10 protein-coding genes are annotated in these 14,311 nt (G+C 72.3%); 6 read left to right on the plus strand and 4 right to left on the minus strand.

Annotated elements, in window-relative coordinates; genetic code table 11:
- Window positions 1–168: 168 nt before the first annotated feature.
- From glgB to AB4Y78_RS00015, 3 genes are read right to left on the minus strand one after another with little or no spacing between them, the layout of a single operon-like run.
- The gene (gene glgB, locus AB4Y78_RS00005; RefSeq protein ID WP_306512471.1) at window positions 169–2,364 is read right to left on the minus strand and encodes a 1,4-alpha-glucan branching protein GlgB; all 2,196 of its coding nucleotides are present in this window, start codon (window positions 2,362–2,364) and stop codon (window positions 169–171) included.
- Window positions 2,361–3,791 (minus strand): maltokinase N-terminal cap-like domain-containing protein, encoded by a 1,431-nt coding sequence (locus AB4Y78_RS00010; protein WP_306512469.1) that lies wholly within the window; start codon window positions 3,789–3,791, stop codon window positions 2,361–2,363. The genes glgB and AB4Y78_RS00010 overlap by 4 nt, the downstream gene beginning before the upstream one ends.
- Window positions 3,791–5,836, minus strand: coding sequence for an alpha-1,4-glucan--maltose-1-phosphate maltosyltransferase (locus tag AB4Y78_RS00015; protein WP_441713795.1), 2,046 nt, complete (start codon window positions 5,834–5,836; stop codon window positions 3,791–3,793). Before AB4Y78_RS00015 ends, AB4Y78_RS00010 begins: the two co-directional genes overlap by 1 nt.
- 72 nt (window positions 5,837–5,908) lie before the next feature.
- Between AB4Y78_RS00015 and glgP the strand changes: the two genes are divergently transcribed.
- Entirely contained in the window at window positions 5,909–8,512 is a 2,604-nt protein-coding gene (glgP, locus tag AB4Y78_RS00020; protein ID WP_441736795.1) for an alpha-glucan family phosphorylase, read from the plus strand.
- A gap of 247 nt (window positions 8,513–8,759) precedes the next feature.
- Here the strand turns inward: glgP and glgX are convergent, their stop codons facing one another.
- Window positions 8,760–10,781: a glycogen debranching protein GlgX gene (gene glgX / locus AB4Y78_RS00025; RefSeq protein ID WP_441713797.1), complete on the minus strand. Its 2,022-nt coding sequence runs from the start codon at window positions 10,779–10,781 to the stop codon at window positions 8,760–8,762.
- 35 nt (window positions 10,782–10,816) lie between these two features.
- Here glgX and AB4Y78_RS00030 point away from each other — a divergent pair, with 35 nt between their 5' ends.
- Genes AB4Y78_RS00030 through AB4Y78_RS00050 form a run of 5 tightly spaced genes read left to right on the plus strand, consistent with a single transcriptional unit; the run spans window position 10,817 to window position 14,065 of the window.
- Window positions 10,817–11,314, plus strand: coding sequence for a T3SS (YopN, CesT) and YbjN peptide-binding chaperone 1 (locus AB4Y78_RS00030; protein ID WP_259909981.1), 498 nt, complete (start codon window positions 10,817–10,819; stop codon window positions 11,312–11,314).
- Window positions 11,311–12,090, plus strand: coding sequence for an enoyl-CoA hydratase/isomerase family protein (locus tag AB4Y78_RS00035; protein ID WP_007929373.1), 780 nt, complete (start codon window positions 11,311–11,313; stop codon window positions 12,088–12,090). Before AB4Y78_RS00030 ends, AB4Y78_RS00035 begins: the two co-directional genes overlap by 4 nt.
- Window positions 12,090–13,052, plus strand: a complete 963-nt coding sequence (locus AB4Y78_RS00040) for a class I SAM-dependent methyltransferase (RefSeq protein ID WP_441713798.1) — start codon at window positions 12,090–12,092, stop codon at window positions 13,050–13,052. The genes AB4Y78_RS00035 and AB4Y78_RS00040 overlap by 1 nt, the downstream gene beginning before the upstream one ends.
- Window positions 13,053–13,065: 13 nt before the next feature.
- The gene (locus AB4Y78_RS00045) at window positions 13,066–13,707 is read left to right on the plus strand and encodes an acyltransferase (protein ID WP_238148248.1); all 642 of its coding nucleotides are present in this window, start codon (window positions 13,066–13,068) and stop codon (window positions 13,705–13,707) included.
- Window position 13,708: 1 nt separating this feature from the next.
- Entirely contained in the window at window positions 13,709–14,065 is a 357-nt protein-coding gene (locus AB4Y78_RS00050; RefSeq protein ID WP_441713799.1) for a hypothetical protein, read from the plus strand.
- Window positions 14,066–14,311 lie beyond the last annotated feature (246 nt).

A 14,311-nucleotide genomic window follows, 5' to 3' on the forward strand; every position in this document is an offset into this window, starting at 1 on the left:
AAGGGGCGACCACGACGCCCCGTGCGAGCAGGAAGCAACGGCTCGATCAGCCGCCACTGCGCATCCGACAGCACCTGAAATCGCGTCATGTCGTCCACGCTGCCCCACCCAAACCCAAATCTTTGCCAGACACGCCCTAGGGAAATGCGCAGGCCTGGCCGTATTTCCCTAGGGAGATACGGGGGTCAGGTAGACGGCGCCGAGGGCGGCGACGCGGACGCGAGCGGACCAGGGCTGGCCCTGCCACGGGTGCTCCTCGGTCTCGACGGTCACCCCGGCCTGGCTGGGGGAGCCGGCAGCGTCGTAGCCACTCGTGTCCAAGCGCACCTCCCAGCGGCCCGCACGCGGCAGGCCGATGCGCAGCTCGCCGCGGTCGGCCCCGCCGAAGTTGACGACGACGGCGACGACGTCGCCGCGGCGCTCCTGGTCGGCGAAGCGCAGGAAGGCGACGGTGTTGCCGAGGTGGTCGTCGGCGTCGAGCCACTGGAAGCCGGCCGGGTCGGCGTCCAGCGCCCACATCGCCGGGTGGTCCGCCGCGAAGGAGTTGAGCTGCGCGACGAGCTCGGCGACCCGACGGTGGCCGGGGTCGTCGAGCAGCTCCCAGTCGAGCGAGCGGCTCTCGGCCCACTCACGCGTCTGCGCCATCTCCGTCCCCATGAAGATCAGCTGCTTGCCCGGGAAGGACCACTGGTAGGCGTAGAAGGCCCGCAAGGTCGCCAGCTGCTGCTCGATCGTCCCAGGGATCTTCAGCGGCATCGACCCCTTGCCGTGGACGACCTCGTCATGGCTGATCGGCAGCAGGTAGCTCTCCGCGTAGGCGTACATCATCGCGAAGCTCAGCAGCCGGTGGTGGTGCTGCCGGTTGATCGGGTCCTCCGCCAGGTAGCGCAGGGCGTCGTTCATCCAGCCCATGTTCCACTTCAGCCCGAAGCCGAGCCCGCCCCCGTCGGTCGGGGCGGTCACGCCCGGCCAGGCCGTCGACTCCTCGGCGATGGTGACGATGCCGGGCGAGCGGCGGTAGGCGGTCGCATTGACCTCCTGGAGCAGGGCGACCGCCTCGAGGTTTTCGCGGCCGCCGTGCGCATTGGGCAGCCAGTCGCCGTCGCCGCGGGAGTAGTCGAGGTAGAGCATGGAGGCGACGCCGTCGACCCGCAGCCCGTCGACGTGGAACTCCTCGAGCCAGTACAGCGCGTTGGCGACGAGGAAGTTGCGCACCTCGGGCCGACCGAAGTCGAAGACGTAGCTGCCCCAGTCCGGCTGCCAGCCCCGTCGCGGGTCCGGGTGCTCGTAGAGCGGCAACCCGTCGAAGGCCACGAGCGCCCACTCGTCCGTCGCGAAGTGCCCGGGCACCCAGTCGAGGATGACGCCGATGCCGGCCCGGTGGCAGCGGTCGACGAGGTGGCGGAAGTCGTCGGGCGAGCCGAAGCGGGAGTTCGGCGCGAAGTAGCTCGTCACGTGGTAGCCCCATGACGGCGGGTAGGGGTGGTCCATGACGGGCATGAGCTCGATGTGCGTGAAGCCGTGCCGCACGACGTGGTCGACGAGCTCGTCGGCCAGGTCACGCCACGAGAGCCCCTGGCGCCACGACCCCGGATGCACCTCGTAGACGCTCATCCGGCCCGTGTGCGGATCCGTGCGCGCCCGCTGCTCGAGCCAGGCGGCGTCCTGCCACTCATGGCCGCTCGTCGTCACGACCGAGCCGGTCGCCGGCGCCGTCTCGGCGAGCCGGGCGAGCGGGTCGGCCTTGTGCCGCACGACGTCGTCGGCCCCCCGCAGGGCGAACTTGTACACGTCGCCGTCGGCCGCGCCCGGCACGAAGAGCTCCCACACCCCGGACCCGCCGAGACAGCGCATCGGGTGGCTCGCCTCGTCCCACCCGTTGAAGTCGCCGATGACGTGCACCGCCTTGGCCCGCGGTGCCCACACCGCGAAGGAGACCCCCTCGACCGGCCCCATCGGGCCGTCGTAGGCCCGGGTGTGGGCCCCGAGCACGGTCCACAGCTGCTCGTGACGCCCTTCGTTGATGAGGTGGAGGTCGACCTCGCCGACGGTCGGGGCGAAGCGGTAGGGGTCGTCCCCGACGTGCTCGACGCCGTCCTCCCAGGTCGTGAGGACCCGGTAGTCCATGGTCCGGTCGGCGTCCTCCCGCAGGCCCGAGAAGATGCCGTCCTGCTCGTGGTCGAGGTCGAGCGTGACGTCGTCCTCGAAGCGCACCCGCACGCGCGTCGCCAGGGGGCGGAGCACCCGCACGCGCAGCCCACCGGCCTCGAGGTGCTGGCCCAGCACGTCGTGGGGCTGCGCGCTGCGGCCGTGCGCCACGGCCCACAGGGCGCCGGGCAGGGCGGACTCGGGTACGGGGGTCACGGGCGCTCCTCCAGCAGTCGGTCGATCGCGGTGGCCGGCAGCACGAGCCACGCGGGGCGGTGGTGCGCCTCGTAGACCACCTCGTACAGCGCCTTGTCGAGCACGAAGGCATCGAGCAGCGCACCCGACTCGCGCGGGTCGGGCCCGACGTCGGCGTAGCCGTCGAGGAAGGCGGTCTGTGCCGCCGTGCACCACGCCCGGGCGTCGACCGCCGCGCCCTCGCGCTCGAGGGTGCCGGCCACGTAGTCGAGCGAGCGCAGGATCCCGGCGACGTCCCGCAGCGGGCAGTCGAGCTCGTTGCGCTCGGCGAGCGGTCGCAGGGGCTCACCCTCGAAGTCGATGAGGACCCAGCCGCGGCCGGGTACGTCGAGGACCTGCCCAAGGTGCAGGTCACCGTGGATGCGCTGCAGGTCGGGCCAGCGGGCCGTCGTCGCCGCGTCGACCAGGGCGGCGACCTGTTGCTCGTGCCCGGCGAGCCCGGGGACCTCGCTCGTCGCCAGCGCGGCACGGCGACGGATGGCCGAGGTGATCCGGGCGATGTCGTCGTCGCCGGCGGGCCGCGTCGGCAGCACCCGGGCGAGGGTGTCGTGCACGTGCGCGACGGCCTGCCCCAGCCGGCGGGCGCCATCGCTGAAGTCCTCACCCGCGGCGGCCGTGCGCAGGCACACGCGCCAGGCGTCGGTCGTGCCCTCGAGGTACTCCTGGGCGAAGGCCAGCTGACCGAGTTCGCGGTCGGGGGGTGCCCCCTTCGTCGGGTCGGCCCCGGGGCGCTGCCACGCGCCGGCCACGTGGCCCACGCTGGCGGGGACGAAGGGGGAGTGGGACGCCGCGAGCGCCCCCTGGAGCGTGATGTCCGGGTTTTCGCCGGCGGCGAGGGTGCGGAAGACCTTGAGGATCACCGGCGCGCCCGTGCCGGGGACCGGCGTGACGATGATCGAGGTGTTGGACTGCTCGCCGCCGATGACGCGGCTGGAGGCGACGACCGGGTCGCTCGGCCACGCCGGGTGCGGTGCGCCGACGATGTCCGGGTCGACCGTGTCGGAGACCGCACCGGCCTGCGCGGCCACGCGCCCGCAGATCAGCTCGAGCAGCTGTGTGACGAAGACGGGGTCGTGCGGCGCGTCGTAGACCCACCGGTGGCCGAGCACGGAGTGCTCCATCTCGCCGACGAGGGCGGCGTCAGCTCCGGGGAGCGGGGCTCCGCGGTAGGTGAGCGGCACCTGGTAGATGACCGGGCGCGTCGCCGACTCGTCGAGCACGACGAGGACCTCGATGCCGACCTCGCCGGCCGGGTCGTCGAGGCGCCACGAGTCGAGCCGGCGCAGGCGGGGCCGGCCACGACCGAGGTACCAGCGCTGCCCACCCATCCAGTCGGTGAGCAGCTCGAGCTTGGTCGGCGACAGCTCGGCCCGGTGGATCGTCGCCATCAGCGGATCACCGAGACGATGTGGACCGGCTCGCTCTCCGGGCCGAGGCGCACGTAGGTCTCCTCGCCCCACTGCCACCGGGCCCCGGTCACGAGGTCCTCCACCTCGACGCGCTCGCCGGGCTCGAGACCGAGGGCGGCCAGGTCGAGTCGCAGGGTCGACTCGCGCGTGCTGTGCGGGTCGACGTTGGCCACGACGATGACGGTGTCGACGCCGCCGTCGGGGAGGGTGCGCGACTTGGAGTAGGCGATGAGCTGGTCGTCGTCGACGTGGTGGAAGGTCAGGTTGCGCAGCAGCTGCAGGCTCGGGTGCTCGCGACGGGCGCGGTTGAGCATCGTCAGCCAGCCGGCGAGGGAGTCGCCCGCCTCGGCGACGAGGTCCCAGCGGCGGTCCTTGAGCTCGTACTTCTCGTTGTCGATCTGCTCCTCGGCGCCGGGGCGGGCCACGTGCTCCATGAGCTCGTAGCCGGCGTAGATGCCCCACGTCGGCACCATCGTCGCGGCCAGGGCGGCGCGCACCTGCCACGCGGCCCGCCCGCCGAACTGCAGGTAGGGAGTGAGGATGTCGTGCGTCGTCGGCCAGAAGCTCGGGCGCATGTACGCCGCCGCCTCACCGCTCACCTCGGTGCCGTACTCGACGAGCTCGGCCACGGTGTTGCGCCAGGCGAAGTACGTGTAGCTCTGCTGGAAGCCGACCTTGGCCAGGGTGTGCATCATCGCGGGCTTGGTGAAGGCCTCCGACAGCCAGATGACGTCGGGGTGCTTGCGCGCGACGTCGGAGATGAGCCACTGCCAGAACTGCACCGGCTTGGTGTGCGGGTTGTCGACCCGGAAGATCTTCACCCCGTGGTCGATCCACACCTGGACGACCCGCCGCACCTCGGCGTAGATCCCGGCGGGGTCGTTGTCGAAGTTGACCGGGTAGATGTCTTGGTACTTCTTCGGCGGATTTTCGGCGTAGGCGATGGTGCCGTCGGCGCGGGTGGTGAACCACTCCGGGTGCTCGGTGACCCACGGGTGGTCCGGCGAGCACTGCAGCGCCAGGTCGAGCGCGACCTCCAGCCCCAGCCGGGTCGCGTCGGCGACGAAGGCGTCGAAGTCGGCGAAGGTCCCGAGCTCCGGGTGGATCGCGTCGTGGCCCCCGTCGGGCGAGCCGATCGCGTAGGGCGAGCCGGGGTCGTCGGGCCCGGCCACGAGGGTGTTGTTGGGTCCCTTGCGCGCCGTCGTCCCGATGGGGTGGATCGGGGTGAGGTAGACGACGTCGAAGCCCATCTCCGCGATGGCCGGCAGCCGCTGCGCGGCCGTGCGCAGGGTCCCGCTCACCCAGCGCCCGGTCGTCGGGTCGACGTGGGCACCCTCGCTCCGGGGGAAGATCTCGTACCAGGAGCCGAAGAGCGCCAGCTCGCGCTCGACGAGCAACGGCAGGTCGGCACTCGGGCTGACCAGCTCTCGGTGGGGCCGTGCCGCCAGCTCCGCGGCAGCGGCGCCCGTCGTCACGAGGTGCAGGGCCGCGGCGGCTTGGTGGCCCGCCTCGTCCCGCAGGACGTCGGCAGCAGCACGAAGGGGGGCGCGCCCCCCTTCGTCGCGGGCGGGGTCGGCGACGGCCCGGTCCAGCACGACGGCACCCTCGGCCCGCATGAGCGAGGCGTCGATGTCGGCGGGGATCTTGATCGACGCGTCGTGCACCCACGTCGCCCACGGGTCCGACCAGCCCTCGACGCGGTAGTGCCACAGGCCCTCGCGGTCGGCGACGACCTCGACCTCCCACAGGCTCAGCCCGGGGTTGGTGCAGGTCATCGGCAGGTGCTGCTCGACGCCGTCGGGGTCGGTGAGCACGAGCGTCGCGTTGACCGCGTCGTGGCCCTCGCGGAAGACCTCGGCGGTCACGGTGAAGGGCTCGGCGACGACCGACTTCGCCGGGCGGGTGCCGTGGTCGACGCACGGACGCACGTCGCTGACGGGGATGCGGCCGATCGGCTGCTGGGGCGGCACGGAGACGGGCGCCGTGCTCGCGGGGGCAGGGGCGACGGTGAAGTCGGTGCTCACCCCCGCAACGTTACCCGCGGTCCACCTGCTGCAGGTTGGCGCGCCGGGGCGAAAGCCCCCAAGATGGGGGAGGTGAAGGCCATTCGACGTTTCAGCGTCCGCACCGCCCTGCCCGAGCCGATCACCGCCCTCGGCGATCTCGCGATGAACCTGCGGTGGAGCTGGCACTCGCCGACCCGCGAGCTCTTCGCCGGGCTCGACCCGCAGCGCTGGGACGAGGTCCACCACGACCCGGTCCGGCTGCTCTCCACCTTTTCGGCGGGAGAGCTCGAGGAGCTGGCCCGCGACGGTGATCTCGTCGCCCGCGTCGGCGCGGCCAAGGCCGACCTCGACGACTACCTCGGGTCGCGCCGGTGGTACCAGGACGAGGCGTCCCGGTCCCCGGGGAGTGACGGAGGGTCGAAGGGGGGCCTGCCCGCCTCCATCGCCTACTTCAGCCCCGAGTACGGCATCACCGAGGTGCTGCCGCAGTACTCCGGTGGCCTCGGGATCCTCGCGGGCGACCACCTCAAGGCCGCGTCCGACCTCGGGGTGCCGATCGTCGGCGTCGGCCTCTTCTACACGACCGGCTACTTCAAGCAGAGCCTGGACGCCTCCGGCTGGCAGCAGGAGACCTACCCCGTCCTCGACCCTCAGGGTCTGCCGCTGCACCTGCTCCGCGAGGACGACGGCACCCCGTGCGTGGTGACCGTCGCGATGCCCGGGGGTGCCTCCCTTCGCGCTCACGTCTGGCGCGCCCAGGTGGGCCGCGTGCCACTGCTCCTGCTCGACTCCGACGTGCCCGGCAACGACGACGCGATGCGCGCGGTCACCGAGCGTCTCTACGGCGGTGGCGGGGAGCAGCGCCTGCAGCAGGAGATGCTGCTCGGCATCGGCGGCGTGCGAGCGCTGCGCCTGTGGTCCCGGCTCACCGGAGCCCCCGAGCCGGAGGTCTTCCACACCAACGAGGGCCACGCGGGCTTCCTCGGCATCGAGCGGATCAGCGAGTTCACGCAGACCGCGGGGATGAGCTTCGAGGAGGCGATGGAGGCGGCCCGCGCCGGCACCGTCTTCACGACGCACACCCCGGTGCCCGCGGGCATCGACCGCTTCGACGTCGCCCTGCTCGAACGGTACTTCGGCGGGGCCCAGGAGTTGCCCGGCGTGCCGCTGGACAAGCTGCGGGCGCTCGGCGCGGAGACCTACGAGGGCGGCTCCGAGGGCATCTTCAACATGGCGGTCATGGGGCTGCGCCTGGCCGAGCGGGCCAACGGCGTCTCCCAGCTGCACGGTGTCGTCTCCCGGGAGATGTTCGACGGGCTGTGGCCGGGCTTCGACGACGCCGAGGTGCCGATCGCCTCGATCACCAACGGCGTGCACGCCCCGACGTGGGTCGACGACGCGGTCTACGACATCGCCGCCCACCACCTCGGCGGCCGCGACGTCGAGGCGTCGGACCGGTGGGAGGGCATCCCCGAGGTGCCGGGCGAGGCCATCTGGGCCGCCAAGGCGCAGATGCGCTCGCGGCTCGTCGACGACGTGCGCGCCCGCCTGCGATCCAGCTGGGCCAAGCGCGGGGCCACCGACGCCGAGCTCGGCTGGACCGACGGCGTCCTCGACCCCGAGGTGCTCACCATCGGCTTCGCCCGGCGGGTGCCGACGTACAAGCGGCTGACCCTCATGCTGCGCGACCCCGAGCGGCTGCGGGCGCTGCTGCTCCACCCCGAGCGGCCCGTCCAGCTGGTCATCGCCGGCAAGTCGCACCCGGCCGACGAGACCGGCAAGCAGCTCATCCAGCAGATGGTGCAGTTCGCCGACCAGCACGACGTGCGCCACCGCATCGTCTTCCTGCCCAACTACGACATCGCCATGGCGCGCACCCTCTACCCGGGGTGCGACGTCTGGCTCAACAACCCGCTGCGGCCCTTCGAGGCGTGCGGCACCTCCGGCATGAAGGCCGCCCTCAACGGCGGGCTCAACCTGTCGATCCTCGACGGCTGGTGGGACGAGTGGTACGACGGCGACAACGGGTGGGCCATCCCCACCGCCGACGGTGTCACCGACGAGGGCCGGCGCGACGACATCGAGGCCGCCGCCCTCTACGACCTCATCGAGACGCAGGTCGCGCCGCGCTTCTACGACGTCGACGAGGCCGGTCTGCCGCAGCGCTGGCTGTCGATGCTGCGGCACACCCTCACCACGCTCGGGCCCAAGGTGCTCGCCACCCGCATGGTGCGCGACTACACCGAGCAGCTCTACGCACCCGCCGCCCAGCACAACGCCCGGGTCAACGCCGACGGCCACGCCGGCGCGCGGGCGCTCGCGGAGTACAAGGCGCGGGCTCGGGCCGGCTGGTCCAGCGTGCGCGTCGAGCACGTCGAGGGCTCGGGCGTCTCCGACAGCCCGATCGTCGGTGAGTCGCTGAGCGTCGACGCCTACGTCGCACTCGACGGCCTGGCCCCCCACGAGGTCGACGTCCAGGTCGTCGCCGGTCGGGTCGCCCTCGGCACCGACGACCTCGTCGACTGGGACGCCACCTCGCTCGGCTTCGTCGAGGCCTACGAGGACGGGCGGGCGAAGTTTGCCGGCCACGTCCCCATCGAGCGGACCGGCCAGTTCGGCTGGACCGTGCGGGTGCTGCCGCGGCACGAGCTCATGGCGTACCCCGCGAGCCTGGGGCTCGTCGCCAACGCCTGACCCCTCCGGTCCCCGGGGAGGCGCGCCAGCGCCGTCTCGAAGGGCCCGCGTGGTCGCCTCTCCGTCGCGGTCGCCTCTGGCGTCGCGGGCGAAGGGAGGGGTGGCCCTAAGGGAAAGTCCGGCCGCTTGGCGTGACGACTCACGTCGTGCGGGCAGCCGGACTTTCCCATGAGTCGGGCCGACCCCTCCCTTCGCCCGCTCCTGCAGTGGTCGGGCTCTCCCTTCGCCAGGGCGTCGTACCCGCAGGTCAGGTCGTGTAGAGGCGCAGGCTCAGCGGGGTGAGGGTCTGCTGGCGGTCGGCGGGGCCCGCGTCGGCGTCCTGCGGGCGCTCCCAGGCGCTGTCCCACCTCAGGCGAAGGGGGCCGACGTCCGGGAGCGTGACGGCAGCCTCGTCGAGGCCTCCGTGCACCACCACCAGGGCGGCGGGCTCGCCGGCGAGGTGCAGCTGGAGGGTGCGTCGCTCGTCCTGGGCCCAGGTCTCGTCGGTCATCGGGGCGCCGGTCTCGTCGTACCAGCCGATGACCGACTCGTCGTGGTCCCGCAGGACGGGCACCTCGCGGCGCAGCCCGGTGAGGTGGGCGACCGTGGCGAGCAGGTCCCGGCGCTCGTCGTCGAGGTCCCAGTCGAGCCAGGTCATCTCGTTGTCCTGGCAGTAGGGGTTGTTGTTGCCGTCGTGCGTGCGCCCGATCTCGTCGCCGGAGGCGATCATCGGGATGCCGGACGACAGCAGCAGCGTGCCGAGGAGGTTGCGCACCGACCGGCGCCGGGCGAGCTGCACGACGGCGTCGTCGGTCGGGCCCTCGACGCCGTGGTTCCACGAGCGGTTGTGGTCGTTGCCGTCGCGGTTGTCCTCGCTGTTGGCCTCGTTGTGCTTGTGGTCGTAGGCGACGAGGTCGGCGGCGGTGAAACCGTCGTGGGCGGTGACGAAGCCGACCGACGACAGGGGGGTGCGTTCGCCGAAGAGGTCGCGGCTGCCGACGAGCCGGGTGGCGATCTCGCGCACGCCCGGGCCGCTCGCCTCGCCCCGCGAGAGCGCCCCGGCGTCGGCGAGCCAGAAGTCGCGGGTGGCGTCGCGGAAGCGGTCGTTCCACTCCGCCCACGCCCCGGGGAACTGTCCCGTGCGCCACCCGTCGGGCCCGAGGTCCCAGGGCTCGGCGACGTGCAGCACCCGGGAGAGCACCGGGTCCTCGCGCAGCGCCACGAGGAAGGGGTGGTCCGGCGTGTAGCCGAGGTCCTCGCCGCGGCCGAGGGCAACCGCCAGGTCGTAGCGGAAGCCGTCGACGTGCACCTCGGTGACCCAGTAGCGCAGCGAGTCGAGCACCATCTCGAGCACGAGCGGCTCGGTGAGGTCGAGCGTGTTGCCGCAGCCGGTGACGTCGACGTCGTGGCCCTGCTCGTCGAGCCGGTACCAGGTCGCGGTGTCGAGGCCGCGCCACGACAGCGTCGCGCCCCCGGTGCTCTGCTCGGCGGTGTGGTTGTAGACGACGTCGAGCAGGACCTCGATGCCGGCGGCGTGCAGCAGCTTGACCATGCCCTTGAGCTCGCGCAGCACCTCGTGCGGGTCGGCGTCGCTGGCGTAGGGCGCGTGAGGGGCGAAGAAGCCCAGCGTGTTGTAGCCCCAGTGGTTGGTCAGGCCGTGCTCGACGAGGTGCGGCTCGTCGGCGAAGGCGTGCACGGGCAGCAGCTCGACGGTCGTCACACCGAGGGAGCGCAGGTGCTCGATGGTCACCGGGTGGCACAGGCCGGCGTAGGTGCCGCGCAGGTGCTCGGGGACCCCTGGCAGCCGTCGCGTCATCTCGCGCACGTGCACCTCGTAGACCACCCGTGCGTCGCGGGGGTGGGCCGGGGGAGCGTCGTCGCCCCAGTCGAAGGTCGTGTCGAGCACGACATTGCGCGGGACGAAGGGGGCCGACTCGCCGCCCCGCTCGAAGACCGCCGGGTCGTACGTCACGGTCCCCTCGACGGCTCGACCCCACGGGTCGAGGAGCAGCTTTGCTGGGTCGAAGCGGTGCCCCACGGCCGGGTCCCAGGGTCCGTCGGCCCGCAGCCCGTAGCGCCGGCCCGGGTGGACGTCCGGCACGAACCCACCCCACCACCCGTCGCCGAAGGGGGGCAGCTCGACGCGCGTCTCGCCCCCTTCGTCGTCGGTCAGGCAGAGCCACACCGCCGTCGCGCCGGCGGCGTGGACCGCCACCGTCACCCCGCCGTCGACGGGGTGGACGCCCGGGGTGGGCCGGTGGGGCAGGACCCGGGCGGTGGAGGTCGACATGGCTCACAGGGTAAGCAGTGGGTAGCGTGGCGGCCATGAGCGACCCGACCGCCCTCCCCAACTTCGGCCCGACCCCTCCCGCCTCGGGTGACCAGCCCGAGCCCGAGGCCCCGCTGCGTGACCGCGTCCAGGACGCGCTGCGCGAGCTGGGTCTCGAGCCGTCGATCGACGACGAGGGCGACGTGGCCTTCACCTTCTCGGAGCAGCAGATGTTCATCCGCTGCGACGGCGAGTCCAACGTGCTGCGCGTCTTCGGCCAGTGGGCCCTCGAGGACCCGGTGCCGACCGACCCGGTGGAGCGGCTGCAGGTCAGCAACGACCTCAACGTCGCCTTCAACCTCGTCAAGGCGGCCGTCGCCGGCGACACCCTGCTCGTGACCTCCGAGCACATCCTCCCGCGCGGGGCCGACATCCGTGGCCTGCTCGGTCTGGCCCTGCCGCTCGTCCTCCAGGGTGTGCAGCTGTGGCACCAGCGGGCGACCGGTCAGGAGCCCGAGGGCGAGCCGACCGAGGCGGGGGAGCCCCAGGCATGAGCGAGGTCGTCCGCCTCGAGGTCGCCGACGGCATCGGCACCATCGTCCTCGACCGCCCGAAGATGAATGCGCTCGACGCCGAGATGCAGCGCCAGCTCGTCGCCGTCGCTGAGGAGGCCGCCGAGCGCACCGACGTCAAGGCGGTCATCGTCTGGGGCGGCGAGCGGGTCTTCGCCGCCGGCGCCGACGTCAAGGAGATGGCCGAGATGTCCTACACGGACATGGCCGCCCACGTGCGTCTGCTCCAGCGCTTCTCCCGCGCACTGGCCTCGATCCCCAAGCCGACCGTCGCCGCGATCACCGGCTTCGCGCTCGGTGGTGGTCTCGAGACCGCGCTGTGCTGCGACTTCCGGGTCGTCGCCGACAACGCGAAGCTCGGCCTGCCCGAGATCACCCTCGGGATCATCCCCGGTGCCGGCGGCACCCAGCGCCTGCCGCGGCTCGTCGGCCCGGCGAAGGCCAAGGAGCTGATCTTCAGCGGTCGCTTCGTCGACGCCGCCGAGGCGCTCGAGATCGGTCTCGCCGACCGGGTCGTGCCCGCCGCGGAGGTGCTCGCCACCGCGCAGGCGCTCGTCGCCCCCTTCGTCACCGGGCCGACGCAGGCCCTGCGCGCTGCCAAGGAGGCGGTCGACAAGGGGCTGGAGGTCAGCCTCGACACCGGGCTCGAGATCGAGGCCCAGCTCTTCACCGGGCTCTTCGCGACCAACGACCAGAAGACCGGCATGCGCAGCTTCGTCGACAACGGGCCGGGCAAGGCCACCTTCGAGGGGATCTGATGGCCGGACCTCGCGCGGCGAGCGCCGAGCAGGTCGAGGCCGCCTGGGAGGACAACAAGCTCGCCCAGGTGCTGTACCACGACTGGGAGGCGCAGACCTACGACGAGAAGTGGTCGATCAGCTTCGACGACCGCTGCACGTCGGTCGTGCGTGACCGCTTCCTCCACGTCCTGGAGTCGACGCGTCGGCCGGGGGAGTCGCTGCCCTTCGGGCGCACCCTCGAGCTCGGGGCCGGCACCGGCTTCTTCTCGCTCAACCTCAAGCTCGCCGGCCTCGTCGACGAGGTGCACGTCTCCGACCTGTCGCCCGGCATGGTCGAGGCGGCCAAGGCCAATGCCCAGCGGCTCGGTTTCGAGATCGAGGGGCGGGTCGCCGACGCGGAGTCGCTGCCCTACGACGACGACAGCTTCGACCTCGTCGTCGGGCACGCAGTGATCCACCACATCCCCGACGTCGAGGGCGCCCTGCGCGAGGTCGTGCGGGTGCTCAAGCCGGGTGGACGCTTCGTCATCGCCGGCGAGCCGACGACCATCGGCCACTGGTACGCACGACACCTCTCCCGGGCCACGTGGGAGACCGCGACGCGGGTCAGCAGGCTGCCGCCGCTGCGGGGCACGTGGGCCCGCGCCCAGGCCGAGCTCGACGAGTCGTCGCGGGCCGCCGCGCTCGAGGCCGTCGTCGACCTGCACACCTTCGACCCGGCGCAGCTGGCCGCGATGGCCCGCCGCGCGGGTGCGGAGCACGTCGGGACGGCGACCGAGGAGCTGCTGTCCGCCTTCGCCGGCTGGCCGATCCGCACCTTCGAGTACGCCGTCGCCGAGGATGCCCTCGGCTTCGGGTGGGCGAAGTTCGCCTACGGCTCGTGGAAGAACCTCATGAAGGTCGACGCGGTCCTCGGCCGCGTCGTGCCGCAGCGCTTCTTCTACAACGTCGGCGTCACCGGGACCAAGCCGCTGCGGTGACGGGCACGCGCTGATGGCCTCCTCGCACCTCACGTGGTGGCACTGGGCCCGGTGGGTCGTCGCCAACCGGGCCTGGTCCCACCACCACGTCCTCGGCTACCTGCGGATGGTCCGCGCCAAGCTCACGACCCCGGGGCTCGTCTTCGAGGGGCCGTGCTTCATCGGGCCCGGCGTCCAGTTCCAGGTCACGCCGGGCACCGGCCGGCTCGTCGTCGGTGCCTACACGCACATCGGTGGTGGCTCGGCGCTGCGCGCTCACGAGGGCACCCTGCGCATCGGTGCCAAGACGGTCATCGGGATCCGCAACACCTTCAACACGTGGCTCGACATCGAGGTCGGCGAGGCCTGCCTCTTCGCCGACGACGTCTACGTGTGCGACTTCGACCACCGCACCGAGGACCTCGACACCCCGATCAAGGACCAGGGGATCATCAAGTCGCCCGTGCGCTTCGGCGACGACGTGTGGGTCGCGACGAAGTGCGTCATCACCCGCGGCACGGACATCGGCGCGCACTCGGTCGTCGGGGCCGGCGCGGTGGTCCGGGGGGCGCATCCCCCCTTCGTCGTGCTCGGCGGGGTGCCCGCCCGCGTGCTCAAGCAGCGCGAGCGGGTCGTCGTCACCGAGGACGAGCTCGACCTGCCGGCGGGGTGGTGACGTGAGCGCGCGCGAGGCCCTCGACGTGCTCGTCGCCCACATCCCCGCCACGCACACCGACGAGGTGCTCGCGGCGCTCTTCGCCGTGGGCGCCGGAGCGGTGGGGGACTACCGCGAGTGCGCCTTCGTCCTGCGTGGCGAAGGGAGGTTCCGCCCTGTCGACGGAGCCCACCCGACGATCGGGACCGTCGGCGAGGCCGAACGGGTCGTCGAGGACCGCGTCGAGGTCGCCTTCCCCCGATCGCGAAGGGCGTTGGTGGTCAAGGCCCTTCGCGAGGCGCACCCCTACGAGGAGCCGTCCTTCCACGTCCTGGTCAATGTCGCGGACGAATTTCCCTCCGCCCCTCCCGCTCCCTGAGGAAGGTCGCGCAGCGACCGCCTCGCATCCCTTCCCGCTCCCTGAGGAAGGTCGCGCAGCGACCGCCGCGCACCCCTTCCCGCTCCCTGAGGAAGGTCGCGCAGCGACGGCCGCGTACCCCTTCCCGCTCCCTGAGGAAGGTCGCGCAGCGACCGCCTCGAAGGGTGGTGTGGTGAAGGGCACCCTCACCCGCGTTGGAGGTCGCGGCTCCCGCTGGATAGCGTGGGCGGACTGGGAGCCTCCCCA

Source organism: Janibacter sp. RAF52 (assembly GCF_052114035.1).
In the GTDB taxonomy this organism is placed as follows: domain Bacteria; phylum Actinomycetota; class Actinomycetes; order Actinomycetales; family Dermatophilaceae; genus Janibacter; species Janibacter hoylei.